Source organism: Streptomyces luteolus, assembly GCF_029968015.1.
Classification (GTDB): domain Bacteria; phylum Actinomycetota; class Actinomycetes; order Streptomycetales; family Streptomycetaceae; genus Streptomyces; species Streptomyces luteolus.
Map to the genome: position 1 here is coordinate 117,714 of NZ_JASCIS010000018.1, position 25,955 is coordinate 143,668.

A 25,955-nucleotide genomic window follows, 5' to 3' on the forward strand; every position below is an offset into this window, starting at 1 on the left:
CATCCGGGCCCGGCAGAAGAATCGACCGCATGAAGCCCCAGCGCACCGGGCGCGGCCGAGCGGCCAGGGACGTGCTCGTCGTCCTCTTCGACGAGGTCCAGAGCCTCGACGTGACGGGCCCCGTAGAGGTCTTCACGGGCGCGACCCACGCGGCCGGGACCCCCGGCTACCGCGTCCGCACCGCCTCCCTCGACGGCACCCTGGTCCGTACGTCCAGCGGGCTCACCCTCGTACCGGACGGTGCTCTCGCCGACGGGCCCGCCCCGCACACCCTGCTCGTGCCGGGCGGGCACGGCACGCGCTCCTCGGACCCCCGCCTGACCGACGCCGTACGGGACATCGCCCCGCGCGCACAGCGGCTGGTGTCCGTCTGCACCGGCGCCCTGCTGCTCGCCGAGGCCGGACTGCTCGACGGCAGGCGGGCCACCACGCACTGGATGTTCTGCGAGAAGCTGGCCCGCGACCACCCCGAGGTGCGGGTCGACGCGGACCGGATCTACGTACGCGACGGCCATGTCGCCACCTCCGCGGGCGTCACCGCGGGCATCGACCTGGCGCTCGCCCTCGTCGAGGAGGACCTCGGCCGCGACATCGCCCTGACCGTCGCCCGGCACCTCGTGGTGTTTCTGCGCAGACCCGGCAACCAGGCCCAGTTCAGCGCCCAGTTGGCCGCGCAGACCGCACAGCGCGCACCGCTGCGCGAGGTGCAGCAGTGGATCACCGAGCACCCCGCGTCCGACCTTTCCGTGGAGGCGCTCGCCGAGCGCGCCCGGCTCTCGCCCCGGCACTTCGCGCGGGCCTTCCACGCGGAGACGGGCACGACCCCCGGCCGGTACGTGGAGCGGGTCCGCCTCGAACACGCCCGGCGGCTCCTGGAGGACACCGCCGACGGCGTCGAGGAGGTCTCCCGCTGCTGCGGTTACGGCACGCCCGAGGCGATGCGCCGCGCCTTCGTCAAGCACCTGGGCACGGGCCCTTCCGAGTACCGCCGCCGCTTCCGCACGACCCGCTGACACCGCGAGCCGCCCCCAACTCCCCACCCCGGAAAGGCCCTTGATGCAGATCGCCGTAGTCCTCTTCGACCGGCTCACCGCACTCGACGCGGTCGGCCCGTACGAGGTGCTCAGCCGCGTCCCCGACGCCGAGACCGTCTTCGTCGCCGAGCACACCGGCCCGTACCGCACCGACACCGGCAGCCTCGCGCTCACCGCCGACCGCACCTTCGCCGACGTCCCGCGCCCGGATGTCGTCGTGGTGCCGGGCGGCCCCGGCCAGACCCCGCAGATGGACAACCCGGTGCTCCTCGACTGGCTGCGCGCCGCCGACGCGCACACCACCTGGACGACGTCCGTCTGCACGGGCTCCCTCCTCCTCGCCAGGGCCGGACTCCTCGACGGCCGCCGCGCCACCTCGCACTGGCTCGCCCTGAAGGCACTCGACGACCTCGGCGCCGAACCGACCGGCGAGCGCGTGGTGTTCGACGGCAAGTACGTCACCGCAGCCGGTGTCTCCTCCGGCATCGACATGGGCCTGGCCCTGGCCGGGGAGATCGCGGGCGACGAATCGGCCCGACGCGTCCAACTGCTGATCGAGTACGACCCGCAGCCCCCGTACGACGCGGGCTCGCCGCAGAAGGCCCCGGCCGGCCTGGTCGCCGAACTGCGCGCCCACACCCGCCACCCGCAGTGACCCCGAACCGAAAGGAACCCCCAGCCGCCATGCAGATCGCGATCCTGCTCTACGAAGGCTTCACCGCACTCGACGCCATCGGCCCGTACCAGACCCTGAATCCGCTCCCGGACGCCGACGCCCTGTTCGTCGCCGAGCACGCCGGGCCCGTCACCGACGACAACGGCACCCTGACCGTCACCCCGGCGAAGACCCTCGCCGAGGTACAGCGGCCCGACATCGTCGTCGTACCGGGCGGACCGTCCGAGAACGTCGAGCCGCAGATGGCGAACCCGGCGGTCGTCGAATGGCTGCGGACGGCCGACGCGCACAGCACCTGGACGACGTCCGTCTGTACGGGCTCGCTGCTGCTCGGCGCGGCCGGGTTCCTGAAGGGCCGCCGCGCCACTTCGCACTGGCTGGCCCTGGACGCGCTGGCGGGCCTCGGCGCCGAACCGACCGGCGAGCGCGTGGTGTTCGACGGCAAGTACGTCACGGCCGCCGGAGTCTCCTCCGGCATCGACATGGGCCTGGCCCTGGCCGGGGAGATCGCCGGTGATCCGTACGCGCAGGGCATCCAGCTGATGATCGAGTACGACCCGCGCCCCCCGTACGACGCGGGCTCACCGGAGAAGGCCCCGGCCGAGCTGGTCGAGAGGTTCCGTGCCGGGGCGGCCGCTCAGGCCTGATCGGCGGCCGGGCTCCAGGTGAAGCGGGGCGCCCGGCGCTCCAGGAAGGCGGCGACACCCTCGGCGGTGTCGCCGCTGCCGCGCGCCTGCTCGGTCCAGTGCCCGGCCCGGTCCGCGCGGCCCGCCGCGAACTCCTTCGCCGCCGCCTGCGTGAGCAGCGAGCGCGAGGCGAGGACCCGCGCGAACTCGCCGACCCGCTTGTCCAGTTCGCCCGGCGCGTGCACCTCGTCCACGAGCCCGGTGCGCAGCGCCCGCGCGGAGTCGATCAACTCCCCTGAGAACAACAGGTACTTGGCGCTCGCCGGGCCGACCAGGTCCACCAGGCGCCGGGTCGACGAGGCCGGGTACACGATGCCCAGCTTCGCCGGGGTGATCCCGAACGACGAGCCCTCCTCGGCGAACCGCAGATCGCACGCGCCCGCCAGCTGGCAGCCGCCGCCCACGCAGTAGCCCCGTACCGCCGCGAGGGTCGGTTTCGGGAAGGACGCGAGCGCCTCCTCGGCGGCCACGGCGAGCTCCTGCGCCTCGGCCGCCGAGGCCCGCAGACCCGAGATGTCCGCACCGGCGCAGAAGGTGGGGCCCGCGCCGGTCAGCACCAGGACACGCACCCGAGGGTCGGCCGCGAGCCGGTCGAGCAGCGGCGGCAGCGCACGCCACATGTCGGTGGTCATCGCGTTGCGCTTGGCGGGGTGGTCGATGACGACGGTCGCGACGGAGTCGGCGACCGCGTGCCGCAGCCGCGGCCCGGTGAGCTCGGAGTGCGCCATGCGCCGGATGCTATCCGCACGGTGCGAACGTACGATCGGCAAGGGGGCGGCAGGCGCGGACAGAGGCGCGGACAGTGGCGGGGGCCCGGCTCCAGGAGGCGCTCGATGGCCAAGCAGACCAAGGCCACCACCCCCAAGGTCACGACCCCCGACGAGGACGGCAGGAAGCTCAGGCGCGGCTTCGTCGTCCTCGCCCTGCTCGGCGCGGTCCTGGTGATCGGCGGCCTCGTCGGACTGATCTACGTCGGTGTCGCCACGCTCACCTCGATGTTCCTCTTCGGCTGGCTGCTGCTCATCGGCGGTCTCGTCGGACTGCTCCAGTCGGTCCAGCTGCGCGGCACCAGCGTGTTCTGGCTGGGCGTGGTGGTCGCGGCGCTCTACATCGCGGCCGGTGTGGTCGTCCTGCGCCACCCGGAGGGCACCGCCGAGGCCCTGACCATGTTCGCCGCGCTGCTCTTCCTCGCGGGCGGGGTGTTCCGCCTCGTGGGCAGCGTCGTCGTGCGCGGCCCGCACTTCGGCCTGACCCTCGTGCAGGGCGCGTTCGGCCTGCTCCTCGGTGTCCTGGTGCTCGCCGAGTGGCCCGGCAGCAGCCTGTACGTCATCGGTACGTTCTTCTCGCTCGCGCTGCTCTTCGACGGGCTCGGCCTGATCGCCCTCGGCCTCGGCGGACGTCGGCTCGTCCGGTACGTGACGGACTCGGTGACCCCGGGTAACGCGGAGGTCGGCGGGGATTCGGGTGACTCCTTGAGCAAGGGGAGCTTGAAGACAGAACAAGATGAGCAAGACCAGTCGCCCAAGTGACCCCGGCGCGCGTCTGCGATCAGAAGCCATCGTTAGGTGACCAGTTCTGATCACTTCGGTGGTAAGGGGATGTTCCTTACCAAACTCGATGTGTGGCGACAATCGAGCGTGAGGGCAGGGACCGGACGATGGGCGACCACGGCAGCGCGGCAGTCGACCCGACATCGTCGGCCGGACCGTTGCCGTACGAAGGAGTCTGGCGGTTCACCGCACCCGCGGTCGACGCCTCGGTACCGCAGGCCCGCCGCGCGGTGCGCGACCTTCTCGCCCGCCAGGGGGTGCCCGCGTCCGACGACGTCGTCCACGGGCTCCTCCTGATCGTCTCGGAGCTGGTCACCAACTCCGTACGGCACGCGGCCCTGCTCTCGCCGATGATCGCGGTCGAGGTCGCCGTCGGCGCCGAGTGGGTCCGCGTCGCGGTGGAGGACAACCACCCCTACCGGCCCACCGCCCTGGTCGCCGAGGAGAGCCAGACCGGCGGGCGCGGCCTGCTGCTCGTCCGGGAGATCACCAAGGAGGCCGGCGGCGCCTGCGACGCCGAGCACACCGCGACCGGCGGCAAGATCATCTGGGCCGCGCTGCCCCTCAAGCCGGGCCCCGCTCCCGTATAGCGAAACGGACTCCGCCCCCGTATAGCGAAACGGACTCCGCCCCCGTATAGCGAAACGGACTCCGCCCCCGTATAGCGAAACGGACTCCGCCCCCGTCGAGCGAAAGGGCCCCTGCATAGCGAAACGGGCCCCGCACCCGTACAGGTGCGAGGCCCGCGCGCCGGGTCCGGCCGTGCTACCAGTTGGCCGCCGGACCCGTCAGCTCCTCGATCGCCGGACGTGCCGCCTGAAGCACCGTCATGAACCAGGCGGAGAACGGCACTTGGTCGTGGCGCACGGCCAGCTCGTCCGCCGTCACGAAGGCCGTCTCCGCGATCTCCTCCGGATCCGGCCGCAGCTGCGCCTGCACCATGCCGACGAACAGATGGTTGAACTCCTGCTCCACCAGGCCCGATTCCGGGTCCGGGTGGTTGTAGCGCACCGTGCCCGCCTCCGCGAGCAGCGAGGGCGAGACCCCCAGCTCCTCGTACGTACGCCGCGCGGCCGCCGCGAACGGCGACTCACCCGGGTACGGGTGCCCGCAGCACGTGTTGGACCACACGCCGGGGGAGTGGTACTTGCCGAGAGCGCGGCGCTGGATCAGGAGCCGGCCGCGCTCGTCGAAGAGGAACACCGAGAACGCCCGGTGCAGCTGACCGGGGGCCTGGTGGGCGGCGAGCTTCTCCGCGGTGCCGATCGTGTTGCCGTCCTCGTCGACGAGTTCGAGCAGGATCTCTGCGGCGGAGCCGTTCGTGGTGTTCGCCGCGGCGCCTTGTGTGATCGGCATAACCATCCTTCGATTCGGTCTTCGACCCCACAAGTCTGCCGTACGCATACGGCGCATCCCGACACTTCTCGGCACCGCATGTCATGTCCCGCCCCCGGCGCGCGACCTGCGCGCCGGGGACGGAACCTCGGATTCAGCGGCTCAGACCCCGAACGCCGCCGGATAGGCGACCGTGCCGCTCGGCAGCTCGCGCTCCGAGGCGTCGAGGGCGAGCGCCATCAGCGCCTCGTCCGGCACGTCGAAGGCCACCCGGACCCCGAGATCGGAAGCGCGCGAGAAGCCGAACCTCGGGTAGTACCCGGGGTGCCCGAGCACCACCACGAGCCGCTCCTCACCGCGCGCCCGAGCCGCGTCGAGCACGGCCGCGATCACGGCCGAACCCGCGCCCTGCCCTTGGAACTCCGGCTCGGTGGCGACCGGCGCCAGGCACAGCGCCGCCCTGCCACCGACCCGGCAGCGGGTCAGCAGGGCGTACGCGGCGATCCGGCCGTCCGGCTCCTCGGCCACGTACGAGAGCCCGTCGATCCAGGCGTCCGGGTCGGCGCGCAGGGCGTCGACGAGTCGGGCCTCGTCCTCGGTGGGGAACGCCGCCGCGTTGACCGCGTGCACGGCCGCTACGTCCGCCGCCGTCTCGGGGCGCACGCGCCAGCGCGAGTCCTTGAGGACATAGCCGGTGTAGCCGTACTCGCCGCCGTGCTCCGCCCGCATCCGGATCTCCTCGCGGGTGGCGGCGAGCGCCTCGGCCATGCCGGGCTCCCGTGGGTCGGCGTCGGCCCGCTCGCCGAGCGGGCCGTAGTACGCGTCCCAGTCGGACTCGGGCTGGTGGTGGACGCCGAGCACGGAGTACCCGGCGGCCGCCGCGGCCCAGCGGTTCGCCGCGCCCGTGCGCAGCGCGTAGTGCCGGTCCCAGAAGGCGCGGGCCTCGCGGGACGGCGCATCGGTGGTCCACTCGCATTCGGTGAGCACCAGTGCGCCCCCGGGCGCGAGCAGCCGGCGCCAGGAGCGCAGCGCGGTGTCGAAACCGATGCTGTACGCCGAACTCTCCGCCCACACCATGTCGTACGCGCCGTCGGGCAGCGGCAGCTCGCCCATGTCGGCCTGGACGGTGGTGACGCGGTCGCCGAGCCCGCGTGCGGCCGCGGCCGCGTCGAGCTCGTCGAGGAACGGGCGGTGCAGATCGACGGCGGTCACCTCGGCGCCGGCCTCCGCGGCGAGCAGCAGCGCGGCACGGCCCGGGCCGCAGCCCAGGTCGAGGACGCGCGGCCGCTCGGGCAGCGGGCCGACGAGGGAGAGGAGGTGCCGGGTGGTGGCGTCGGAGCCGGGGCCCTGCCGGGGGAGTCCGCGGTGCAGGGCGAAGAAGGCCTCGTAGGAGGCGGCCTCGATGGAGGCGTCGTTGACGCAGCTGTTGTCGGAGTTGCTGTCGGAGTTGCTGTCGGACAACGTGAGAACCCTTTGAGTGGGGTGGGTTCGCGGGCGGCAATCTCGCCGGTCAGCCGCGAGCCCGGAGAACGGGGACGACCATGTCGCTGCGCACGGCAGCGCGGAACGCGACAGTCATCAACCCACCTCCAAGATCGATGGCCAGCGTATCACCATCAGTGAGGGCGAGTGAGGGCGAGTGAGGCGGGCGAGGGGAGTGCGTGCATGTGTGTCAGTGGCAGACCTTCTCGTGCGCCTCGTGCCCGCTCGGCTCCAGCTGGAAGGTGCAGTGCTCGACGTCGAAGTGGTCCCCGATGCAGCCCTGCAGCTCGTGCAGGAGCTTCTCGTGCCCCACCGAGTCGAGGACGTCGTGGTCGACCACCACGTGAGCGGAGAGCACCGGCATCCCCGAGGTGATCGTCCAGGCGTGCAGATCGTGCACGTCCTGCACATCGGGCAGCTCCAATATGTGCGCCCGCACTTCGGCCATGTCGACGCCCTTGGGCGCGGATTCCAGGAGCACGTTGACCGTCTCGCGCAGCAGCTTCACCGTACGAGGAACGATCATCAGGCCGATCACGATCGAGGCGATCGGGTCCCAGGCCTGCCAGCCGGTCAGCACGATCAGGGTGGCGGCGACGATCACGGTGGCGGAGCCGAGCGCGTCCGCGAGGACCTCAAGGAAGGCGCCGCGGACGTTGAGGCTCTCGCGCTGGCCGCGCAGCAGCAGCGTGAGCGAGATCATGTTGGCGACCAGGCCGATCACGCCGTAGATGATCGCGAGCGAGCCGTGCGTCGGCGAGGGCTCGATGAACCGCTGCACCGCCTCGACGAGGACGAAGCTGCCCACGCCGAGCAGCAGCAGGCAGTTGGCGAGCGCCGCGAGTATCTCCGCGCGGGCGTAGCCGAACGTGCGGTTGCCGGACGCGGGGCGGTTGGCGAAGTGGATCGCGAGCAGCGCCATCGCGAGCCCGAGCGCGTCCGTCGCCATGTGCGCGGCGTCAGCGACGAGGGCGAGCGAGTTGGCCGCGATGCCGCCGACGATCTGCACCACCATCACGAACAGCGTGATGCTCAGCGCGATGCGCAGCCGTCCCTTGTACGCGGCCGCGGCCGTGCCGGTCAGCGGCTCGGCGTGGCCGTGTCCATGTCCGTGGTCGTGCCCGGCCCCCATGGGGTCCCCCTCGTCTCGGCGGACGTGCTCGTGGTCGTTCTCTCCGTGCCGGTTCCCCGGCGGCGACAGCCAGTCAACTACGGGGGTGGGGTATGGGGCAACACGGCACTGAACACCGTTGTCATGTGCCCTGACCTGCGGAAATGACTCCTGGTCAGAGAACTGACAAGATCATCTGGGATGCTGGTCGCCGAGGGCGTGCCCCATCGGGAGTTTGTCGTGCGGCACCCCGTTCGATGATGATGACCGACGCGGTCAGGCCCTTGGACGTGCCTTGCAGACCGCGCTTATCGGGCCGTAAACGGGCGGTGAATTACCGCTTCCCATCATCCGATAGCCTTCGCCGACGTGCCGCCCGGCCGCCCCTCGGCCGGAGGCGCCTTGCACGCTGCCCGGCGCCCGCGCGCGCCGACCTCAAGGAGTGAGTTCGTCTGTCGACCGCCATCCTCACCGGTCAGCCGGTCCCTGGCTCGTCGCTTGAGGGCGACCTCCAAGGCCTCGGCTTCGACGTGCGGGTCGCCTCGCGAGCAGCGGACGTCGAGGCCCTGCTCACCGAGGTCCCGGCGGGCGAGCGGGTCGCGCTCGTCGACCCCGGCTTCGTGGGCCACGTGCACGCCCTGCGCCTCGGCCTCACCGACCCGCGCTTCCCGGCGAGCGCCGTCCCCGGCGCCGTCACCGCGCAGCCGTCCGCCCGCCCCGCCCTCGCCCGCGCCGTCCGTACCGCCGCGCAGGCCCCGGCCGGTGACACGGCCCTGCGCACCGACGTCCTGGCCGACCGCGCGGCCGCGGAGCTCGCCGCGGACGACGTACCCGTGCACCACCCGGAACTCGGCGCCCTCGTCGCGACCGTCCCGCACGACCCGCAGGCCCGCAACGAGGCCCGCCAGGCCGTCGCCGCCGTGGACGACGAGGCGATCCGGCTGCGTACGGCGGTGAAGTCCCGCGACGGCTTCTTCACCACGTACTGCATCAGCCCGTACTCCAAGTACATCGCCCGCTGGTGCGCCCGGCGCGGGCTGACCCCGAACCAGGTCACCACCGCCTCACTCGCCACCGCCCTGATCGCGGCGGGCTGCGCCGCCACCGGCACGCGCCCCGGCTTCGTCGCCGCCGGCATCCTGCTGATCCTGTCCTTCGTCCTCGACTGCACCGACGGCCAGCTGGCCCGCTATTCGCTGCAGTACTCGACGATGGGCGCCTGGCTCGACGCCACCTTCGACCGCGCCAAGGAGTACGCCTACTACGCGGGCCTCGCCCTCGGCGCGGCCAACGCGAGCGGCGGCGGTGACGACGTATGGGCGCTCGCGCTCGGCGCGATGGTGCTGCAGACCTGTCGGCACGTGGTCGACTTCTCGTTCAACGAGGCACACGTCGGGAGCACCGCCGCCACCGCCAACACCAGCCCCACCGCGGCCCTTTCGGGCAAGCTCGACAGCGTCGGGTGGACGGTCTGGGCGCGCCGCATGATCGTGCTGCCCATCGGTGAGCGCTGGGCGCTGATCGCCCTGCTCACCGCCGTCACCACCCCGCGCATCACCTTCTGGGTCCTGCTCGTCGGCTGCGCCTTCGCCGCCTGCTACACCACGGCGGGACGCGTCCTGCGCTCCGTGACCCGCAAGGCCCACCGCACCGACCGCGCCGCGAAGGCCCTCGCGGACCTCGCCGACAACGGCACGCTCGCCGACTCCTTCGCCGCGCTCGGCCGCGGCCTGCGCCCCCTGCCCGCACCGGTCGTCGCCTTCGCCGGCGCCGCCCTGCTCGTCGCTGTGGCGGCTCTCACGTCGTACGGCAGCACCTGGGTGATCGTCGTCGCGGCGGTGTACGTGGCGACCTCCGGCCTCGCGCTCGCCCGGCCCCTCAAGGGCGCCCTGGACTGGCTGGTCCCGCCGTTCTTCCGGGCCGGCGAGTACCTGACGATCCTGGTGCTCGCGGCCGCCGCTGACGTGAACGGGGCCTTGCCCGCGGCTTTCGGACTGGTGGCCGCGGTCGCCTACCATCACTACGACACGGTGTACCGCATCCGCGGTGACGCCGGCGCGCCCCCGCACTGGCTGGTGCGCGCGATCGGGGGGCAGGAAGGCAGGACGCTGGCGGTCGTACTCGCCGCCGCACTGCTGCCCGCTCAAGGTTTCACCGTCGCGCTCACGGTTCTCGCCGTGGCCGTGGCGCTCGTGGTGCTCGCCGAGAGCATCCGCTTCTGGGTGACCGCCCACAACGAAGGCGCACCCGCCGTTCACGATGAAGGAGAACCCGCATGATCGGCCTCGTCCTGGCCGCCGGCGCCGGCAGTCGGCTTCGCCCCTACACCGAGACGCTTCCCAAGGCGCTGGTGCCCGTGGTGGGCGAGGGAACCGAGAACGAGCTCTCCGTCCTCGACCTCACCCTGAAGAACTTCGCCGAGATCGGCCTCACGGAGGTCGGCATCATCGTCGGCTACCGCAAGGAGGTCGTGTACGAGCGCAAGGCCGCCCTTGAGGCGAAGTACGGCCTGAAGCTGACGCTCATCGAGAACGACATCGCCGAGAAGTGGAACAACGCCTACTCCCTGTGGTGCGGCCGTGACGCCATCAAGCACTCGGTGATCCTCGCCAACGGCGACACCGTGCACCCGGTCTCCGTCGAGAAGACCCTGCTCGCCGCCCGCGGCGACGGCAAGAAGATCATCCTCGCCCTGGATACCGTCAAGGACCTGGGCGACGAGGAGATGAAGGTCGTCGTCGACCCCGACAAGGGCATGCAGCGCATCACCAAGCTGATGGACCCGTCCGAGGCCACCGGTGAGTACATCGGCGTCACCCTCATCGAGGGCGAGGCCGCCGACGAGCTCGCCGACGCCCTGAAGGCCACGTACGAGCGCGACCCGCAGCTCTACTACGAGGACGGCTACCAGGAGCTCGTGAACCGCGGCTTCAAGATCGACGTCGCCCCGATCGGCGACGTGTCCTGGGTCGAGATCGACAACCACGACGACCTCGCCAAGGCCCGGGAGATCGCGTGCCAGTACTGACGAGGCTCATCCCCTCGCCGGTCGTCGTCGACATCCGAGCCGGGGCCCTGAACGACCTCGCCGGGGTCCTGGCCGACCAGCGCATCTCGTCGTCCACCGGGCGCCTGGCCATCGCGATCAGCGGTGGCTCGGGCGCATCCCTGCGCGCCCGCCTCGAACCCTCGCTGCCCCGCGCCGAGTGGTTCGAGGTCGGCGGCGGCACCCTGGACGACGCGATCAAGCTCGCCGACGACATAAAGAAGGCGGGCCGCTACGACGCGGTCGTCGGCCTCGGCGGCGGCAAGATCATCGACTGCGCCAAGTTCGCTGCGGCCCGTGTCGGCCTGCCGCTGGTCGCCGTCGCGACGAACCTGTCGCACGACGGCCTGTGCTCTCCGGTCGCGACCCTCGACAACGACGCGGGCCGCGGCTCGTACGGGGTGCCGAACCCGATCGCGGTCGTCATCGACCTCGACATCATCCGGGAGGCGCCGGTCCGCTTCGTGCGCTCCGGCATCGGCGACGCCCTGTCCAACATCTCCGCGGTCGCCGACTGGGAGCTCGCCGCCCGCGAGCGCGGCGAGGACATCGACGGACTCGCGGCCGCCATGGCCCGCCAGGCCGGCGAGGCCGTGCTCCGCCACCCCGGCGGCGTCGGCGACGACGGCTTCCTGCAGGTCCTGGCCGAGGGCCTGGTCCTCACCGGCATCGCCATGTCGGTGTCCGGCGACTCCCGGCCCGCCTCCGGCGCCTGCCACGAGATCAACCACGGCTTCGACCTCCTCTTCCCCAAGCGCGCCGCCAGCCACGGCGAGCAGTGCGGCCTGGGCGCGGCCTTCGCGATGCACCTGCGCGGTGCCCGCGAGGAGTCCGGCTACATGGCCGACGTGCTGCGCCGCCACGGCCTGCCCGTGACGCCCGAGGAGATCGGCTTCACCGTGGACGAGTTCGTGCAGGTCGTGGAGTTCGCTCCGCAGACCCGGCCGGGCCGCTACACCATCCTCGAGCACCTCGACCTCAACGCCGACCAGATCAGGGACGCCTACGCCGACTATGCAAAAGCCATCGGTAGCTGAGCTCCGGCCGGTCGTTCACCCCCCGGGTGTGAAGGACCGGCGGAGCGGCGAGCACTGGGCCGGCCGGCTCTACATGCGCGAGGTCTCCCTGCGCATCGACCGCCACCTGGTGAACACCAAGGTCACGCCCAACCAGCTGACCTACGTGATGACCCTCGCGGGCGCCCTCGCGGCCCCGGCCCTCCTGGTGCCGGGGATCACGGGCGCGGTGCTCGGCGTGCTCGCGGTCCAGCTCTACCTGCTGCTCGACTGCGTCGACGGCGAGATCGCCCGCTGGAAGAAGCAGTACTCCGTGGCGGGCGTCTACCTGGACCGCGTCGCCGCGTACCTCTGCGACGCCGCGGTCCTCGTCGGCTTCGGCCTGCGCGCCGCCGACCTGTGGGGTTCCGGGCGCATCGACTGGCTCTGGGCCTTCCTCGGCACGCTCGCCGCGCTCGGCGCGATCCTGATCAAGGCCGAGACCGACCTGGTCGGCGTGGCCCGCCACCAGACCGGCAAGCCCCCCGTCCAGGAGTCGGCCGCCGAGCCGCGCTCCTCCGGCATGGCCCTGGCCCGCAAGGCCGCCGCCGCGCTGAAGTTCCACCGCCTGATCCTCGGCGTGGAGGCGTCCCTGCTGATCCTGGCCATCGCGGTCATCGACAGCATCCGGGGCGACCTGTTCTTCTCGCGGCTCGGCGTCGCGGTCCTCGCCGGCATCGCGCTGCTCCAGACCCTGCTGCACCTCGTGTCCATCCTCGTCTCGAGCAGGCTCAAATGACGGCCCCCGCACAGCGAACCGGCCAGCAGCTCAAGGTCGGCGCGGTCATCATCACGATGGGCAACCGCCCCGAGGAGCTCCGCGCCCTCCTCGACTCCGTCGCCAAGCAGGACGGCGACCGGGTCGAGGTCGTCGTGGTCGGCAACGGCTCCCCGGTGCCCGACGTCCCCGAAGGCGTACGGACCATCGAACTCCCGGAGAACCTCGGCATCCCGGGAGGCCGCAACGTCGGCATCGAGGCCTTCGGCCCGGGCGGCGAGGACGGCTATTCCGTCGATGTACTCCTCTTCCTGGACGACGACGGCCTCCTCCCGCGCACCGACACGGCACAGCTCTGCCGTGAGGCGTTCGCCACCGACCCCGAGCTCGGCATCGTCAGCTTCCGTATCGCCGACCCGGACACCGGCGAGACCCAGCGCCGCCACGTGCCGCGCCTGCGCGCCGCCGACCCGATGCGCAGCTCCCGCGTCACCACGTTCCTCGGCGGCGCCAACGCCGTACGTACGACGGTCTTCGCGCAGGTCGGCGGCCTGCCCGACGACTTCTTCTACGCGCACGAGGAGACCGACCTCGCCTGGCGTGCCCTGGACGCGGGCTGGCTGATCGACTACCGGGCCGACATGGTCCTGCACCACCCGACGACGGCCCCGTCCCGGCACGCGGTCTACCACCGCATGGTCGCCCGCAACCGCGTCTGGCTCGCCCGCCGCAACCTGCCCGCGCCGCTCGTCCCCGTGTACCTCGGGGTGTGGCTGCTGCTCACACTCGCGCGGCGGCCCTCGAAGCCCGCGCTCAAGGCGTGGCTCGGCGGCTTCAAGGAGGGCTGGACGAGCCCGTGCGGCCCGCGCCGCCCGATGAAGTGGCGCACGGTCTGGCGGCTGACCCGACTGGGCCGACCTCCCGTCATCTGACAAGCTCTGGTCTGAGAGCATTCGGGCCTAGGGGGTGCCCGGCAGACCCCGGCCCGCGGTTTCCGCTGCGCCCATCCCGGCAGCGCATCCTGAAGACGAAAGTTTCCCCTTGTGAGTGAGACAACGCATGACGGTCCAGTCGCGGTGAGCGCACCACCGTCGCCCGATGACGGCCTCGCCCCGGCCGAACTCGCAGCCAAGTACGGGCTCGCGCAGTCCGGGGCACGCCCCGGCCTGTTCGAGTACGTCGGACAGCTGTGGGACCGCCGGCACTTCATCCTCGCCTTCTCGCAGGCCAAGCTGACCGCGCAGTACAGCCAGGCCAAGCTGGGCCAGCTCTGGCAGGTGGCGACGCCGCTGCTGAACGCGCTGGTCTACTTCCTGATCTTCGGCCTGCTGCTCGGCGGCCGGGGGAACATGGACATCTATGTCTACGTCCCGTTCCTCGTGACCGGCGTCTTCGTCTTCACCTTCACGCAGAGCTCGGTGATGTCCGGCGTCCGCTCGATCTCCGGGAACCTGGGCCTGGTGCGGGCGCTGCACTTCCCGCGCGCCTCGCTGCCCGTCTCGTTCTCGCTGCAGCAGCTCCAGCAGCTGCTGTTCTCGATGATCGTGCTGCTGCTCATCCTGATCGGCTTCGGGCACTACCCGTCCTGGTCCTGGTTCCTGATCCTGCCCGCGCTCGCGCTGCAGTTCGTCTTCAACACCGGTCTCGCGCTGATCATGGCCAGGGCCGGCAGCAAGACCCCCGACCTGGCCCAGCTGATGCCGTTCGTGATGCGTACGTGGATGTACGCGTCCGGCGTGATGTTCCCGCTGGACTACATGCTCACGAAGGTCACCGCCCCCGGCTGGATCGCCGAGGCGCTGCTCGCCAACCCCGCGGCGGTCTACATGGACCTGATGCGCGACGCGCTGATCACCGGCAAGGGCGCGGAAACGCTGCCCGACCTGCCCAAGCACGTCTGGGCCCTCGGCCTGGGCTGGGCCCTGCTGCTCGGTATCGGCGGGTTCATCTACTTCTGGAAGTCAGAGGAGAAGTACGGCCGTGGCTGAGCAGACCCCCGAAGAAGCACAGCAGCCCCGCGTCCCGACGGTCATCGCCGACGAGCTGCACATCGTGTACCGCGTCAACGCGGGCTCCAAGGGCAAGGGCAGCGCCACCGCGGCCCTCAGCCGCATCGTGAAGCGCGGCGGCGAAGAGCGCGGCGTGCGCAAGGTGCACGCCGTCAAGGGCGTCACCTTCACCGCGTACCGCGGCGAGGCCGTCGGCCTGATCGGCTCCAACGGCTCCGGCAAGTCCACGCTCCTGCGCGCCATCGCGGGCCTGCTCCCGGCCGAGAAGGGCAAGGTCTACACCGACGGCCAGCCCTCGCTCCTCGGCGTGAACGCGGCCCTGATGAACGACCTGACGGGCGAGCGGAACGTCATACTCGGCGGGCTCGCGATGGGCATGTCCCGCGAGCAGATCCGGGCGCGCTACCAGGACATCGTCGACTTCTCGGGCATCAACGAGAAGGGCGACTTCATCACCCTGCCGATGCGCACCTACTCGTCCGGCATGGCGGCCCGCCTCCGCTTCTCCATCGCCGCCGCCAAGGACCACGACGTCCTGATGATCGACGAGGCCCTGGCCACCGGCGACCGAAAGTTCCAGAAGCGCTCCGAGGCCCGCATCCGCGAGCTGCGCAAGGAGGCCGGCACGGTCTTCCTGGTGAGCCACAACAACAAGTCGATCCGCGACACCTGCGACCGGGTCCTGTGGCTGGAGCGCGGCGAGCTCCGCATGGACGGCCCCACGGACGAGGTGCTCAAGGAGTACGAGAAGTTCACCGGCAAGTAGCGCGTTCAGGCCAGGGCCCTCCGGTCGGTACCGGCGGGGCCCTGGCCGTCAACTCCCGTACGAAAGCGGAACGTTGACCCACAAGTCCTCGCCGACCTGCGGCGCGGCGCACCCCCGGAAGACCGCGCGGCAGCGTACAACGTAAGCTGGACTGGTCGGCGGCGTGTCCGAAATGAGCTGTCTCGGGTTGGCAGTGTAGAACGGGAGATGTGACGGCAATGGCTACGGAAAGCCCCCTCCTCCCCAATGCTTCCGCCGTCCGCGCACCGGGCAGCGCACGGTGACGGGAGGCCGGACGGCGCGCCCCGCACTCCCGGAGCGCGCGACTCTCGACAAGGCTGCCGACGAGAACTTCCCGGTGGCTCCTTTCTTTCTGCCCCGTGCCTGGCGCACGGACCTCGTCGCGATCTACGGCTTCGCCCGGCTCGTCGACGACATCGGTGACGGCGACCTCGCCCCCGGCGGCGCCGACGCCCGCCTCCTCGGCCTCGACTCCACGGCCGCCGAGGACCGGCTCACCCTCCTCGACGCCTTCGAGGCCGACCTGCGTCGCGTCTTCGGCGGCTCCGGCGGCCCCGGCCACCCGCTGCTCCGCCGCCTCCAGCCCACCGTCCGCCGGCACCGCCTCACGCCCGAGCCGTTCCTCGGCCTGATCGAGGCCAACCGCCAGGACCAGCTGGTCAGCCGGTACGCGACCTACGCCGACCTGCTCGCCTACTGCGAGCTGTCCGCCAACCCCGTCGGCCGGCTCGTCCTCGCCGTCACCGGCACCACGAGCCCCGAGCGCCTCCGCCGCTCCGACGCGGTGTGCACGGCACTGCAGATCGTCGAGCACCTCCAGGACGTCGCCGAGGACCTGGCGCGCGACCGGATCTATCTGCCCGCCGAGGACATGAAGCGCTTCGACGTGCGGGAGTCCGACCTCGCCGCACCCGCCGCCTCCGCGCCGGTGCGGGCCCTCGTCGCCTTCGAGGCGGAGCGCGCCCGCGCCCTGCTCGACGAGGGCGCGCCGCTGGTGCGCAGCGTGCGCGGACGGCTCAGGCTGCTGCTCGCCGGATTCGTCGGCGGCGGCCGCGCCGCACTGCGTGCCGTCGAGGCAGCCCGGCACGACGTACTCCCCGGACCGCCCAGGCCCACGAAGGCCGGGCTGCTGCGCGAGGTCGGGGCGACCCTGCGAGGTGAGGGGTGAGCGAACCCATGGGTTCCGCACTGGACACGGACAACAGCGCGCCGCCGACCGCGCCGGTGATCGCTGCGTACAGCTACTGCGAGGCGGTGACCGGCGGGCAGGCGCGCAACTTCGCGTACGGCATCAGACTGCTGCCGACGCCCAAGCGGCGCGCCATGTCCGCGCTGTACGCGTTCTCGCGGCGGGTCGACGACATCGGTGACGGCACGCTCGCCCCCGAGGTCAAGCACACCCGCCTGGAGGAGACCCGGCAGCTGCTCGACCGGGTCAGGCACGGCGCCGTCGACGAGGACGACACCGACCCGGTCGCCGTCGCCCTCAGCCACGCCGCGCAGACCTTCCCGATCCCGCTCGCCGGCCTCGACGAACTCATCGACGGCGTCCTCATGGACGTACGCGGCGAGACCTACGAGACCTGGGACGAGCTGAAGACGTACTGCCGCTGCGTCGCCGGGGCCATCGGGCGGCTCTCGCTCGGCGTCTTCGGCACCGAGCCGGGCGCACAACAGGCCGAACGCGCCCCGGAGTACGCCGACACACTCGGACTCGCCCTCCAACTCACCAATATCCTCAGGGACGTTCGGGAAGACGCCGAGGGTGGCCGCGTCTATCTGCCCGCCGACGACCTCGCCAAGTTCGGCTGCACGGACGCCTTCCGCGCGTCCGAGCCGCCGCACGGCGCCGACTTCGCCGGGCTCGTGCACTTCGAAGTGCGCCGCGCCCGCGCCCTGTTCGTCGAGGGGTACCGGCTCCTTCCCATGCTCGACCGCCGCAGCGGCGCCTGCGTCGCCGCCATGGCGGGCATCTACCGCCGCCTCCTCGACCGCATCGAGCGCGACCCCGAGGCCGTCCTGCGCGGCCGCGTCTCGCTGCCCGGACACGAGAAGGCGTACGTGGCCGTGCGCGGCCTGTCCGGACTCGACGCCCGGCACATCGCCCGCAGGTCCACGAGGAGGCGCGCATGAGCGGGTACGAGAGCAAGTCCGCCGTCGTCGTCGGCGGCGGACTCGCCGGGGTCACCGCCGCGCTCGCGCTCGCCGACGGCGGCCTGCGCGTCACCCTCCTCGAAGGCCGGCCCCGCCTCGGCGGCCTCGCGTTCTCCTTCAAGCGCGGCGAACTGACCGTCGACAACGGCCAGCACGTGTACCTGCGTTGCTGCACCGCGTACCGCTGGTTCCTCGACCGGATCGGCGGCGCCGCGCTCGCCCCGCTCCAGGACCGGCTCGACGTCCCGGTGCTCGACGCCGACCGGATGCGGCTCGGCCGGCTGCGCCGCACCGCGCTGCCCGTGCCCCTGCACCTCGCCGCCGGCCTCTCCACGTACCCGCATCTCTCCCTGGCCGAGCGCGCCAAGGTGGGCCGCGCCGCGCTCGCCCTGAAGGCGCTCGACCTCGACGACCCCGCCCTGGACGCACAGGACTTCGGCTCCTGGCTCGCCGCGCGCGGGCAGTCGCCGCGGGCGGTCGAGGCGCTGTGGGACCTGGTCGGCGTGGCCACCCTGAACGCCACCGCCGGGGACGCCTCGCTCGGCCTCGCCGCCATGGTCTTCAAGACCGGCCTGCTCACCGACCCGGGCGCCGCCGACATCGGCTGGGCCCACGTCCCGCTCGGCGAGCTCCACGACACCCTCGCCCGCAAGGCCCTCGCCGCGGCGGGCGTACGGGTCGAGACCCGGGCCAAGGTCGATGCCATCTCCCGTACGGAGAACGGTGGTTGGCGGGTCGGCACCGAAGGCGAGCGCATCGACGCCGACACGGTCGTGCTCGCCGTACCGCAGCGCGAGGCCTACGAGCTGCTGCCGGACGGCGCGCTCGACGACCCGGAGGCGCTGCTCTCCATCGGCACCGCGCCGATCCTCAACGTCCATGTGCTGTACGACCGCAAGGTGCTGAAGAAGCCGTTCTTCGCCGCGATCGGCTCGCCCGTGCAGTGGGTCTTCGACCGTACCGACGCGTCCGGGTACGAGGGTGGCCAGTACCTCGCCCTGTCCCAGTCCGCCGCGCAGGACGAGATCGACGCGCCCGTCGCGCGGCTGCGCGCCCGCTACCTGCCCGAGCTGGAGCGGCTGCTGCCCGCGGCACGCGGCGCCCAGGTGCGGGACTTCTTCGTCACCCGGGAGCGCACCGCGACCTTCGCCCCCACCCCCGGCGTCGGCCGCCTGAGGCCCGGCGCCCGCACCGAGGCACCCGGCCTGTACCTGGCCGGCTCGTGGACGGCCACCGGCTGGCCCGCGACCATGGAGGGCGCCGTGCGCAGCGGGACCACCGCCGCACGGGCAGCGCTCTCCGCCCTGAGCCGCCCCCACGACCATCTCTTTCAGGAGGCGGCATGAGCAGTAGCAGTACCGGATCAAGAGGAGAGACTGTGCCGACTGTGCCTTCGGCCGCCGGAGTCGCGGATGATGTCGATGGCGTCGACGTCAGCGGGATGCTCGACCGCGGACGCACCCTGGCCACGCCCGTGCTGCGCGCCGCCGTGGACCGCCTCGCGCCGCCCATGGACACCGTGGCCGCGTACCACTTCGGCTGGATCGACGCCGAGGGCCGGCCCTCCGCCGGTGACGGCGGCAAGGCGGTACGCCCGGCGCTAGCCCTGCTCTCCGCCGAGGCCGCCGGAGCCGCGCCCGAGGTGGGCATCCCCGGCGCGGTCGCCGTGGAGCTCGTGCACAACTTCTCGCTCCTGCACGACGACCTGATGGACGGCGACGAGCAGCGCCGCCACCGCGACACGGTGTGGAAGGTGCACGGCCCGGCGCAGGCCATCCTCGTCGGCGACGCCCTCTTCGCCCTCGCCAACGAGATCCTCCTCGAACTCGACACCGTCGAGGCGGGCCGCGCCACGCGCCGGCTCACCACCGCCTCCCGGAAGCTGATCGACGGCCAGGCCCAGGACATCAGTTACGAGCACCGCGAGCGGGTCACCGTCGAGGAGTGCCTGGAGATGGAGGGCAACAAGACCGGCGCCCTGCTCGCCTGCGCGGTCTCCATCGGCGCGGTCCTCGGCGGCGCCGACGAGCGCACCGCCGACGCCCTGGAGCGCTACGGCTACCACCTGGGCCTCGCGTTCCAGGCGGTGGACGACCTGCTCGGCATCTGGGGCGACCCGGAGGCCACCGGCAAGCAGACCTGGAGCGACCTGCGTCAGCGCAAGAAGTCGCTGCCCGTCGTCGCCGCCCTGAGCGCCGAGGGCGAGGCCGCCGAGCGGCTCGGTGAGCTGCTCGCCGCGGACGCCAAGAGCAGCGACTTCGAGAACTTCTCGGAGGAGGAGTTCGCCGCCCGCGCCGCCCTCATCGAGGAGGCGGGCGGCCGCGACTGGACCGCCCAGGAGGCGCGCCGCCAGCACACGATCGCTGTCGAGGCCCTCGACAGCGTGGACATGCCGGAGCGGGTCAGGCGCCAGCTGGTCGCCCTGGCCGACTTCGTCGTCGTACGAAAGAGATGATCGCCATCTGCGCCACCCGCAGCACCCGTATATGAATCGCAGTCGCCGGCCGGTGCGCTGACCACACAGCACCACAGCACCACAGCACCACGGCAGCCACCGGCCGACGGCGGACCCCAGCACAGCAGCACTTCGAGAACCACGAATCTGCACGGAGGGGAAGCCATGACAGCGACGACCGACGGAAGCAACGGGGCGTTCGGGCCCCGCGCGGCCGCGGCCACGGAGACCGGGAGTCCCGACACGTTCGAGGCGGCCCGGCGGGCCACCGAACGCGCCACCCAGCTGCTGTTCTCGCGACAGCACAGCGAGGGCTGGTGGAAGGGCGACCTCGAGACGAACGTGACGATGGACGCGGAGGACCTGCTGCTGCGTCAGTTCCTCGGCATCGGGGACGAGAAGACCACCCGGGCCGCCGCCCTGTTCATCCGCGGCGAGCAGCGCGAGGACGGCACCTGGGCCACGTTCTACGGCGGTCCCGGCGAACTCTCCACCACCGTCGAGGCGTACGTCGCCCTGCGTCTGGCCGGGGACGAGCCGGATGCCCCGCACATGGCGCGGGCCTCCGCCTGGATCCGCGCCCGCGGCGGCATCGCGGGCGCCCGGGTCTTCACCCGCATCTGGCTGGCCCTGTTCGGCTGGTGGAAGTGGGACGACCTGCCGGAACTTCCGCCGGAACTCATCTACTTCCCGAAGTGGTTCCCGCTCAACATCTACGACTTCGGCTGCTGGGCCCGGCAGACCATCGTGCCCCTCACCATCGTCTCCGCGAAGCGGCCGGTACGCCCCGCGCCGTTCCCGCTCGACGAGCTGCACACCGACGCGCGCGTACCGAATCCGCCCAAGTCCCCTGCCCCGATGGCGAGTTGGGACGGCCTCTTCCAGCGGCTCGACCAGGCCCTGCACGCGTACCAGAAGGTCGCCGTGCCCGGTCTGAGGCGGATGGCGATGCGCTCCGCGGGGCGCTGGATCGTCGAGCGGCAGGAGAACGACGGCTGCTGGGGCGGCATCCAGCCCCCGGCCGTGTACTCGATCATCGCCCTGCACCTGCTCGGCTACGACCTCGACCACCCGGTGCTCCGCGAAGGGCTCGCCTCGCTCGACCGGTTCGCGGTGTGGCGCGAGGACGGGGCGCGGATGATCGAGGCCTGCCAGTCGCCCGTCTGGGACACCTGCCTCGCGGCCATCGCCCTCGCCGACGCGGGTGTGCCCGCCGACGACCCGCGCCTGGTCAAGGCCGCCGACTGGATGCTCGCCGAGGAGATCGCCCGGCCCGGCGACTGGTCGGTGCGCAGGCCCGAACTCGCCCCCGGCGGCTGGGCGTTCGAGTTCCACAACGACAACTACCCGGACATCGACGACACGGCCGAGGTCGCCCTGGCGCTGCGCCGGGTGCGGCACCCCGACCCGGCCCGCGTCGACGGTGCGATCCGCCGGGGCATGGCCTGGACCCTTGGCATGCAGTCGAAGAACGGGGCCTGGGCCGCGTTCGACGCCGACAACACCAGCGGCTTCCCCAACCGGCTGCCCTTCTGCGACTTCGGAGAGGTCATCGACCCGCCCTCCGCCGACGTCACCGCCCACGTCGTCGAGATGCTCGCGTACGAGGGGAAGGCGAGTGACCCGCGGACCCGGCGCGGGATCACGTGGCTGCTCGCCGAGCAGGAGGCGAACGGCGCCTGGTTCGGGCGCTGGGGCGTCAACTACCTGTACGGGACGGGCTCGGTCGTGCCCGCCCTGACCGCGGCCGGGATCCCCGCCGCGCACCCGGCGATCCGGCGGGCGGTCACCTGGCTGGAGTCGGTGCAGAACGAGGACGGCGGCTGGGGCGAGGACCTGCGGTCGTACGTCGACCCGGAGTGGGTGGCGAGCGGCGAGTCCACCGCCTCGCAGACCGCCTGGGCGCTGCTCGCGCTGCTCGCCGCGGAGGAGCGGGGCTCCAAGGCCGTCGAGCGCGGCGTGGCCTGGCTCGCCCGGACGCAGAACGACGACGGGACCTGGGACGAGCCGTACTTCACCGGCACCGGGTTCCCGTGGGACTTCTCGATCAACTACCACCTGTACCGGCAGGTCTTCCCGCTGACCGCGCTCGGCCGGTACGTCCACGGCACCGGGCACGTCGGCGGACCCGGGCCGGGGGGCGGTACGGGACACGGGCCGGGACACGGGGCGCCCTGATGGCCCACGGTGCGGCGGAGCACGTACCGCCGCTGCTCATCGCCTGTGCGCTGCGCATCGAGAGCCTCGCGCTGCGGACGGGGGAGCGCGGCGGTGCGGACCTTCCGGTCACCGTGGTGCGGACGGGGATGGGGCCGAAGGCAGCCGAGCGTGCGGTGTCGCGCACGCTCGGTGAGCCGGGCGTGGACGGGGCCGCGGTCCTCGCCACCGGCTTCTGCGCCGGGCTCGCCCCCGGTATGCACCCGGGCGATCTGGTGGTCGCGGACGAGACCCGTGACGCGCACGGCACGACGGCCTGCGAAGGCACCGGGATCCTGGTGAAAGAGCTGGTCAGGACCGTACCCGGGCGGACCGTGCACACCGGCGGCCTGACCGGCTCCGACCATGTGGTGCGCGGGCACGAGCGGGCCGAACTGCTCGCCGGAGGGGCCATCGCGGTCGACATGGAGTCCTCGGCGACACTGCGGGCGGCGGTGCGGGGCGGAGCCCGTCCGGTTGCGGCCGTACGGGTGGTCGTGGACGCTCCAGAGCATGAGCTCGTCCGGATCGGCACGGTACGCGGTGGAATATCGGCTTTCCGCGTTCTACGCGGAATCCTTCCGGCTTTCTATGAATGGCACCGTTCTTTGCTGCTCCCCAGGAGGTGAGCGAGTCATGGCCATGCCGCTGAGGCAGTCCATCAAGGTGGCTACGTATCTCGTTGAACAGAAGCTCCGCAAGCGGGACAAGTTTCCGCTGATCGTCGAGCTCGAACCGCTTTTCGCATGCAACCTGAAATGCGAGGGCTGCGGCAAGATCCAGCACCCGGCGGGGGTTCTGAAGCAGCGCATGCCAGTGGCGCAGGCCGTCGGGGCGGTTCTGGAGTCCGGAGCGCCGATGGTGTCCATCGCCGGCGGCGAACCGCTGATGCACCCTCAGATCGACGAGATCGTACGGCAGTTGGTGGCCCGGAAGAAGTATGTCTTCCTGTGCACCAACGCGATGCTGCTGCGCAAGAAGATGGAGGACTTCACGCCGTCGCCGTACTTCGCGTTCGCCGTGCACATCGACGGGATGCGCGAGCGGCACGACGAATCCGTCGCCAAGGAAGGCGTGTTCGACGAGGCGGTCGAGGCGATCAAGGAGGCCAAGCGGCGCGGCTTCCGGGTCACCACCAACTCGACCTTCTTCAACACCGACACCCCGCAGACCGTCATCGAGGTCCTGAATTTCCTCAACGACGACCTGAAGGTGGACGAGATGATGCTCTCGCCCGCCTATGCCTACGAGAAGGCGCCCGACCAGGAGCATTTCCTCGGGGTCGAGCAGACCAGGGAACTCTTCAAGAAGACGTTCGCGGGCGGGAACCGGGGCCGCTGGCGGCTCAATCACTCGCCGCTCTTCCTGGACTTCCTGGAGGGCAAGGTCGATTTCCCGTGTACGGCCTGGGCCATTCCGAACTACTCGCTCTTCGGCTGGCAGAAGCCCTGCTATCTGATGAGCGACGGCTATGTGCCGACGTACCGGCAGCTCATCGAGGACACCGACTGGGACGCGTACGGCCGCGGAAAGGACCCGCGCTGCGCGAACTGCATGGCGCACTGCGGATACGAGCCGACGGCCGTGCTCGCCACGATGGGCTCCCTCAAGGAGTCCCTGCGGGCGATGCGGGAGACCGTCTCCAGCGGTCGCGGCTGACACCGGCAGCGCGGTCGGCCCCAGGGCCGGCCGCGTCGCCGGGATTGGACGTGCCGTCCGAGAGGGGGACCGCATGACGATCCTGGAGAACATCCGGGGGCCGCAGGACCTGAAGGAGTCCGATCCGGAGGAGCTCGACGTGGCGGAGCTCGACCCGGCGGAGCTTGACCAACTCACCGAGGAGATCCGGAAGTTCCTCGTACACGCGGTCGCTCGCACCGGCGGCTGCACGGTGGTCGACCCGCGCTGGGTCAAGCCCGTCGATCCTGCCCTGCCTGGGCTCGCCGCGCGGCACCGGCTCGTGGCCGTCGTCGAGGACAACTCCCGTACGTCCGGGGTGGGTTCGGCCGTCGGGCAGGCGCTGCAGGACGCCGAGGTGGACCTGCCGCCGCGTACCTTCGGCATCCCCGAGCAGTTCCTCGCCCATGCCAAGCGCGGCGAGCTCCTGGCCGACCTCGGGCTCACCCCGGTCGACATCGCCGGACGCATCGGCGCGAGCCTCGCCCGTAAGGAGAACCAGTGATGACGGACCAGCCGAGGACGGACCAGCCGAGGACGGACCCCTCGATGGCCGACAAGCCCCTGGCGGACGGGCCGGTGAATGGCTTCGAGCTGGCCGCGCTGCTCGCCGAGCGCGGCGCCGAACGCTACGACCTGCACGCCCGCCACCTCAACCACCAGCTGCCGCGCATGCTGCACACCATCGGCTTCGACAAGGTCTACGAGCGGGCCGAGGGCGCGTACTTCTGGGACGCGGACGGGGACGACTACCTCGACATGCTCGCCGGGTTCGGCGTGATGGGCGTGGGCCGCCACCACCCCGTCGTACGCAAGGCGCTGCACGACGTGCTCGACGCCTCGCTCGCCGACCTCACCCGCTTCGACTGCCAGCCGCTGCCCGGACTGCTCGCCGAGAAGCTGCTCGCGCACAGCCCGCACCTGGACCGGGTGTTCTTCGGCAACAGCGGTACGGAGGCGGTGGAGACGGCGCTGAAATTCGCCCGGTACGCCACCGGAAGGCCCAGGATCCTGTACTGCACACACGCCTTCCACGGCCTGACCACGGGCGCGCTCTCGGTGAACGGCGAGTCCGGGTTCCGGGACGGGTTCGCGCCCCTGCTTCCCGATACGGCGATCCCGCTCGGCGATCTGGACGCGCTGGCACGCGAACTGGCCCACGGCGACGTGGCGGGGCTCGTCGTCGAGCCGATCCAGGGCAAGGGCGTGCACGAGTCCCCGCCCGGATTCCTGCGCGCCGCCCAGGAGCTGCTGCACCGGCACAAGGCACTGCTCATCGCGGACGAGGTGCAGACCGGGCTCGGGCGGACCGGGGACTTCTACGCGTACCAGCACGAGGACGGGGTCGAGCCGGATCTGGTGTGCGTGGCGAAGGCGCTCTCCGGCGGGTACGTGCCCGTCGGCGCGACGCTCGGCAAGGACTGGATCTTCAAGAAGGTCTACTCGTCCATGGACCGCGTCCTCGTGCACTCCGCGAGCTTCGGCTCCAACGCCCAGGCCATGGCCGCCGGGCTCGCCGTGCTCTCCGTACTGGAGGACGAGCAGCTGGTCGCCAACGCGCGGGTCACCGGTGAGCAGCTGAGGTCCCGCCTTGCCGCGCTCGTGGACCGCTACGAGCTGCTGCATGACGTACGGGGCCGGGGCCTGATGATCGGCATCGAGTTCGGGCGGCCGTCCTCGCTGAAGCTGCGCGGCCGGTGGGCGGCGTTGCAGGTCGCCCGGAAGGGGCTCTTCGCGCAGATGGTGGTCGTACCGCTGCTGCAGAAGCACCGCATTCTCACGCAGGTCTCCGGGGACCACTTGGAGGTGATCAAACTGATTCCGCCGCTGGTCGTGGGGGAGCGGGAGGTCGAGCGGTTCGTCGGCGCCTTCACGGCCGTGATGGACGAGGCGCACAGCGGGGGCGGGCTGATGTGGGACTTCGGGAAGACGCTGGTGAAGCAGGCCGTCGCGGGCAGGTGAGCGGCCCGCCGGAGACCAAGGT

General features: G+C 71.6%; 24 protein-coding genes and 1 pseudogene. 21 read left to right on the forward strand and 4 right to left on the reverse strand.

What is annotated here, in order from left to right; all coding sequences use genetic code 11:
- The first annotated feature begins 29 nt into the window (after nucleotides 1–29).
- From QIT00_RS19370 to QIT00_RS19380, 3 genes are read left to right on the forward strand one after another with little or no spacing between them, the layout of a single operon-like run.
- Complete coding sequence (locus QIT00_RS19370) at nucleotides 30–1,013, forward strand: GlxA family transcriptional regulator (protein WP_282536559.1); 984 nt, start codon at nucleotides 30–32, stop codon at nucleotides 1,011–1,013.
- A gap of 43 nt (nucleotides 1,014–1,056) precedes the next feature.
- Nucleotides 1,057–1,689, forward strand: a complete 633-nt coding sequence (locus QIT00_RS19375; protein WP_282536560.1) for a DJ-1/PfpI family protein — start codon at nucleotides 1,057–1,059, stop codon at nucleotides 1,687–1,689.
- A 29-nt stretch (nucleotides 1,690–1,718) separates the two neighbouring features.
- Complete coding sequence (locus tag QIT00_RS19380) at nucleotides 1,719–2,357, forward strand: DJ-1/PfpI family protein (RefSeq protein ID WP_282536561.1); 639 nt, start codon at nucleotides 1,719–1,721, stop codon at nucleotides 2,355–2,357.
- On the opposite strand, the gene QIT00_RS19385 is transcribed toward QIT00_RS19380, so the two are convergent.
- Nucleotides 2,348–3,124: an enoyl-CoA hydratase/isomerase family protein gene (locus QIT00_RS19385; protein WP_282536562.1), complete on the reverse strand. Its 777-nt coding sequence runs from the start codon at nucleotides 3,122–3,124 to the stop codon at nucleotides 2,348–2,350. The two genes, QIT00_RS19380 and QIT00_RS19385, sit on opposite strands and share 10 nt — an antisense overlap.
- Before the next feature lie 105 nt (nucleotides 3,125–3,229).
- Here QIT00_RS19385 and QIT00_RS19390 point away from each other — a divergent pair, with 105 nt between their 5' ends.
- Both QIT00_RS19390 and QIT00_RS19395 read left to right on the forward strand, forming a co-directional pair.
- Complete coding sequence (locus QIT00_RS19390; protein ID WP_282536563.1) at nucleotides 3,230–3,925, forward strand: HdeD family acid-resistance protein; 696 nt, start codon at nucleotides 3,230–3,232, stop codon at nucleotides 3,923–3,925.
- Between the two features lie 92 nt (nucleotides 3,926–4,017).
- Nucleotides 4,018–4,536 (forward strand): ATP-binding protein, encoded by a 519-nt coding sequence (locus tag QIT00_RS19395; protein ID WP_408909805.1) that lies wholly within the window; start codon nucleotides 4,018–4,020, stop codon nucleotides 4,534–4,536.
- Between the two features lie 175 nt (nucleotides 4,537–4,711).
- On the opposite strand, the gene idi is transcribed toward QIT00_RS19395, so the two are convergent.
- The 3 genes from idi to QIT00_RS19410 all read right to left on the reverse strand — a co-directional run bounded on the left by idi (nucleotide 4,712) and on the right by QIT00_RS19410 (nucleotide 7,895).
- Nucleotides 4,712–5,302, reverse strand: a complete 591-nt coding sequence (gene idi / locus QIT00_RS19400; RefSeq protein WP_282536564.1) for an isopentenyl-diphosphate Delta-isomerase — start codon at nucleotides 5,300–5,302, stop codon at nucleotides 4,712–4,714.
- Nucleotides 5,303–5,443: 141 nt separating this feature from the next.
- Entirely contained in the window at nucleotides 5,444–6,685 is a 1,242-nt protein-coding gene (locus tag QIT00_RS19405) for a bifunctional class I SAM-dependent methyltransferase/N-acetyltransferase (RefSeq protein WP_282536608.1), read from the reverse strand.
- Between the two features lie 268 nt (nucleotides 6,686–6,953).
- The gene (locus tag QIT00_RS19410; protein WP_282536565.1) at nucleotides 6,954–7,895 is read right to left on the reverse strand and encodes a cation diffusion facilitator family transporter; all 942 of its coding nucleotides are present in this window, start codon (nucleotides 7,893–7,895) and stop codon (nucleotides 6,954–6,956) included.
- 431 nt (nucleotides 7,896–8,326) lie between these two features.
- On the opposite strand from QIT00_RS19410, the gene QIT00_RS19415 reads away from it, so the two are divergent.
- From QIT00_RS19415 to QIT00_RS19490, 16 genes and pseudogenes are all read left to right on the forward strand, one after another.
- A complete protein-coding gene (locus tag QIT00_RS19415; RefSeq protein WP_282536609.1) occupies nucleotides 8,327–10,153 on the forward strand; it encodes a DUF5941 domain-containing protein in 1,827 nt (608 codons plus the stop codon).
- On the forward strand, nucleotides 10,150–10,902 hold the full coding sequence (locus tag QIT00_RS19420) for a phosphocholine cytidylyltransferase family protein (RefSeq protein ID WP_282536566.1): 753 nt from the start codon (nucleotides 10,150–10,152) through the stop codon (nucleotides 10,900–10,902). The genes QIT00_RS19415 and QIT00_RS19420 overlap by 4 nt, the downstream gene beginning before the upstream one ends.
- Entirely contained in the window at nucleotides 10,890–11,957 is a 1,068-nt protein-coding gene (locus QIT00_RS19425) for an iron-containing alcohol dehydrogenase family protein (RefSeq protein ID WP_282536567.1), read from the forward strand. Before QIT00_RS19420 ends, QIT00_RS19425 begins: the two co-directional genes overlap by 13 nt.
- Nucleotides 11,935–12,714, forward strand: a complete 780-nt coding sequence (locus QIT00_RS19430; RefSeq protein WP_282536568.1) for a CDP-alcohol phosphatidyltransferase family protein — start codon at nucleotides 11,935–11,937, stop codon at nucleotides 12,712–12,714. Before QIT00_RS19425 ends, QIT00_RS19430 begins: the two co-directional genes overlap by 23 nt.
- Nucleotides 12,711–13,625 carry a glycosyltransferase family 2 protein gene (locus QIT00_RS19435; RefSeq protein ID WP_282536569.1) on the forward strand — a complete coding sequence of 305 codons (915 nt, stop codon included), beginning with the start codon at nucleotides 12,711–12,713 and terminating at the stop codon, nucleotides 13,623–13,625. The genes QIT00_RS19430 and QIT00_RS19435 overlap by 4 nt, the downstream gene beginning before the upstream one ends.
- 111 nt (nucleotides 13,626–13,736) lie before the next feature.
- Nucleotides 13,737–14,681 carry an ABC transporter permease gene (locus tag QIT00_RS19440; RefSeq protein ID WP_282536570.1) on the forward strand — a complete coding sequence of 315 codons (945 nt, stop codon included), beginning with the start codon at nucleotides 13,737–13,739 and terminating at the stop codon, nucleotides 14,679–14,681.
- A complete protein-coding gene (locus tag QIT00_RS19445; RefSeq protein WP_282536571.1) occupies nucleotides 14,674–15,468 on the forward strand; it encodes an ABC transporter ATP-binding protein in 795 nt (264 codons plus the stop codon). Before QIT00_RS19440 ends, QIT00_RS19445 begins: the two co-directional genes overlap by 8 nt.
- Nucleotides 15,469–15,748: 280 nt before the next feature.
- Nucleotides 15,749–16,657, forward strand: coding sequence for a squalene synthase HpnC (hpnC, locus tag QIT00_RS19450; RefSeq protein WP_282536572.1), 909 nt, complete (start codon nucleotides 15,749–15,751; stop codon nucleotides 16,655–16,657).
- Nucleotides 16,658–16,665: 8 nt separating this feature from the next.
- Nucleotides 16,666–17,622 (forward strand): presqualene diphosphate synthase HpnD, encoded by a 957-nt coding sequence (hpnD, locus tag QIT00_RS19455; RefSeq protein WP_282536573.1) that lies wholly within the window; start codon nucleotides 16,666–16,668, stop codon nucleotides 17,620–17,622.
- Complete coding sequence (gene hpnE / locus QIT00_RS19460; RefSeq protein ID WP_282536574.1) at nucleotides 17,619–18,989, forward strand: hydroxysqualene dehydroxylase HpnE; 1,371 nt, start codon at nucleotides 17,619–17,621, stop codon at nucleotides 18,987–18,989. The genes hpnD and hpnE overlap by 4 nt, the downstream gene beginning before the upstream one ends.
- Complete coding sequence (locus QIT00_RS19465) at nucleotides 18,986–20,098, forward strand: polyprenyl synthetase family protein (protein WP_282536575.1); 1,113 nt, start codon at nucleotides 18,986–18,988, stop codon at nucleotides 20,096–20,098. The genes hpnE and QIT00_RS19465 overlap by 4 nt, the downstream gene beginning before the upstream one ends.
- Before the next feature lie 165 nt (nucleotides 20,099–20,263).
- Nucleotides 20,264–22,276: a squalene--hopene cyclase gene (gene shc, locus QIT00_RS19470; RefSeq protein WP_282536576.1), complete on the forward strand. Its 2,013-nt coding sequence runs from the start codon at nucleotides 20,264–20,266 to the stop codon at nucleotides 22,274–22,276.
- Nucleotides 22,276–22,923: a phosphorylase family protein gene (locus QIT00_RS19475; protein WP_282536577.1), complete on the forward strand. Its 648-nt coding sequence runs from the start codon at nucleotides 22,276–22,278 to the stop codon at nucleotides 22,921–22,923. Before shc ends, QIT00_RS19475 begins: the two co-directional genes overlap by 1 nt.
- 7 nt (nucleotides 22,924–22,930) lie before the next feature.
- Nucleotides 22,931–23,953 carry an adenosyl-hopene transferase HpnH gene (gene hpnH, locus QIT00_RS19480; RefSeq protein WP_282536578.1) on the forward strand — a complete coding sequence of 341 codons (1,023 nt, stop codon included), beginning with the start codon at nucleotides 22,931–22,933 and terminating at the stop codon, nucleotides 23,951–23,953.
- Between the two features lie 211 nt (nucleotides 23,954–24,164).
- Nucleotides 24,165–24,476: pseudogene (locus tag QIT00_RS19485) on the forward strand (transketolase C-terminal domain-containing protein); the annotation flags it as partial.
- 44 nt (nucleotides 24,477–24,520) lie between these two features.
- Entirely contained in the window at nucleotides 24,521–25,933 is a 1,413-nt protein-coding gene (locus QIT00_RS19490) for an aspartate aminotransferase family protein (RefSeq protein WP_282536610.1), read from the forward strand.
- The last annotated feature ends 22 nt before the right edge of the window (nucleotides 25,934–25,955 follow it).

Excerpts from the sequence above, each read along its gene's own strand:
- shc (WP_282536576.1), top strand. The coding sequence starts at position 20,264 with ATGACAGCGACGACCGACGGAAGCAACGGGGCGTTCGGGCCCCGCGCG.
- QIT00_RS19420 (WP_282536566.1), top strand. The coding sequence starts at position 10,150 with ATGATCGGCCTCGTCCTGGCCGCCGGCGCCGGCAGTCGGCTTCGCCCC.
- QIT00_RS19410 (WP_282536565.1), bottom strand. The coding sequence starts at position 7,895 with ATGGGGGCCGGGCACGACCACGGACATGGACACGGCCACGCCGAGCCG.
- QIT00_RS19435 (WP_282536569.1), top strand. The coding sequence starts at position 12,711 with ATGACGGCCCCCGCACAGCGAACCGGCCAGCAGCTCAAGGTCGGCGCG.
- QIT00_RS19375 (WP_282536560.1), top strand. The coding sequence starts at position 1,057 with ATGCAGATCGCCGTAGTCCTCTTCGACCGGCTCACCGCACTCGACGCG.
- QIT00_RS19465 (WP_282536575.1), top strand. The coding sequence starts at position 18,986 with ATGAGCAGTAGCAGTACCGGATCAAGAGGAGAGACTGTGCCGACTGTG.
- hpnH (WP_282536578.1), top strand. The coding sequence starts at position 22,931 with ATGGCCATGCCGCTGAGGCAGTCCATCAAGGTGGCTACGTATCTCGTT.
- QIT00_RS19430 (WP_282536568.1), top strand. The coding sequence starts at position 11,935 with ATGCAAAAGCCATCGGTAGCTGAGCTCCGGCCGGTCGTTCACCCCCCG.
- QIT00_RS19370 (WP_282536559.1), top strand. The coding sequence starts at position 30 with ATGAAGCCCCAGCGCACCGGGCGCGGCCGAGCGGCCAGGGACGTGCTC.
- idi (WP_282536564.1), bottom strand. The coding sequence starts at position 5,302 with ATGCCGATCACACAAGGCGCCGCGGCGAACACCACGAACGGCTCCGCC.
- QIT00_RS19475 (WP_282536577.1), top strand. The coding sequence starts at position 22,276 with ATGGCCCACGGTGCGGCGGAGCACGTACCGCCGCTGCTCATCGCCTGT.
- QIT00_RS19390 (WP_282536563.1), top strand. The coding sequence starts at position 3,230 with ATGGCCAAGCAGACCAAGGCCACCACCCCCAAGGTCACGACCCCCGAC.
- hpnD (WP_282536573.1), top strand. The coding sequence starts at position 16,666 with ATGGGTTCCGCACTGGACACGGACAACAGCGCGCCGCCGACCGCGCCG.
- QIT00_RS19385 (WP_282536562.1), bottom strand. The coding sequence starts at position 3,124 with ATGGCGCACTCCGAGCTCACCGGGCCGCGGCTGCGGCACGCGGTCGCC.
- QIT00_RS19490 (WP_282536610.1), top strand. The coding sequence starts at position 24,521 with ATGGCCGACAAGCCCCTGGCGGACGGGCCGGTGAATGGCTTCGAGCTG.
- hpnE (WP_282536574.1), top strand. The coding sequence starts at position 17,619 with ATGAGCGGGTACGAGAGCAAGTCCGCCGTCGTCGTCGGCGGCGGACTC.
- QIT00_RS19380 (WP_282536561.1), top strand. The coding sequence starts at position 1,719 with ATGCAGATCGCGATCCTGCTCTACGAAGGCTTCACCGCACTCGACGCC.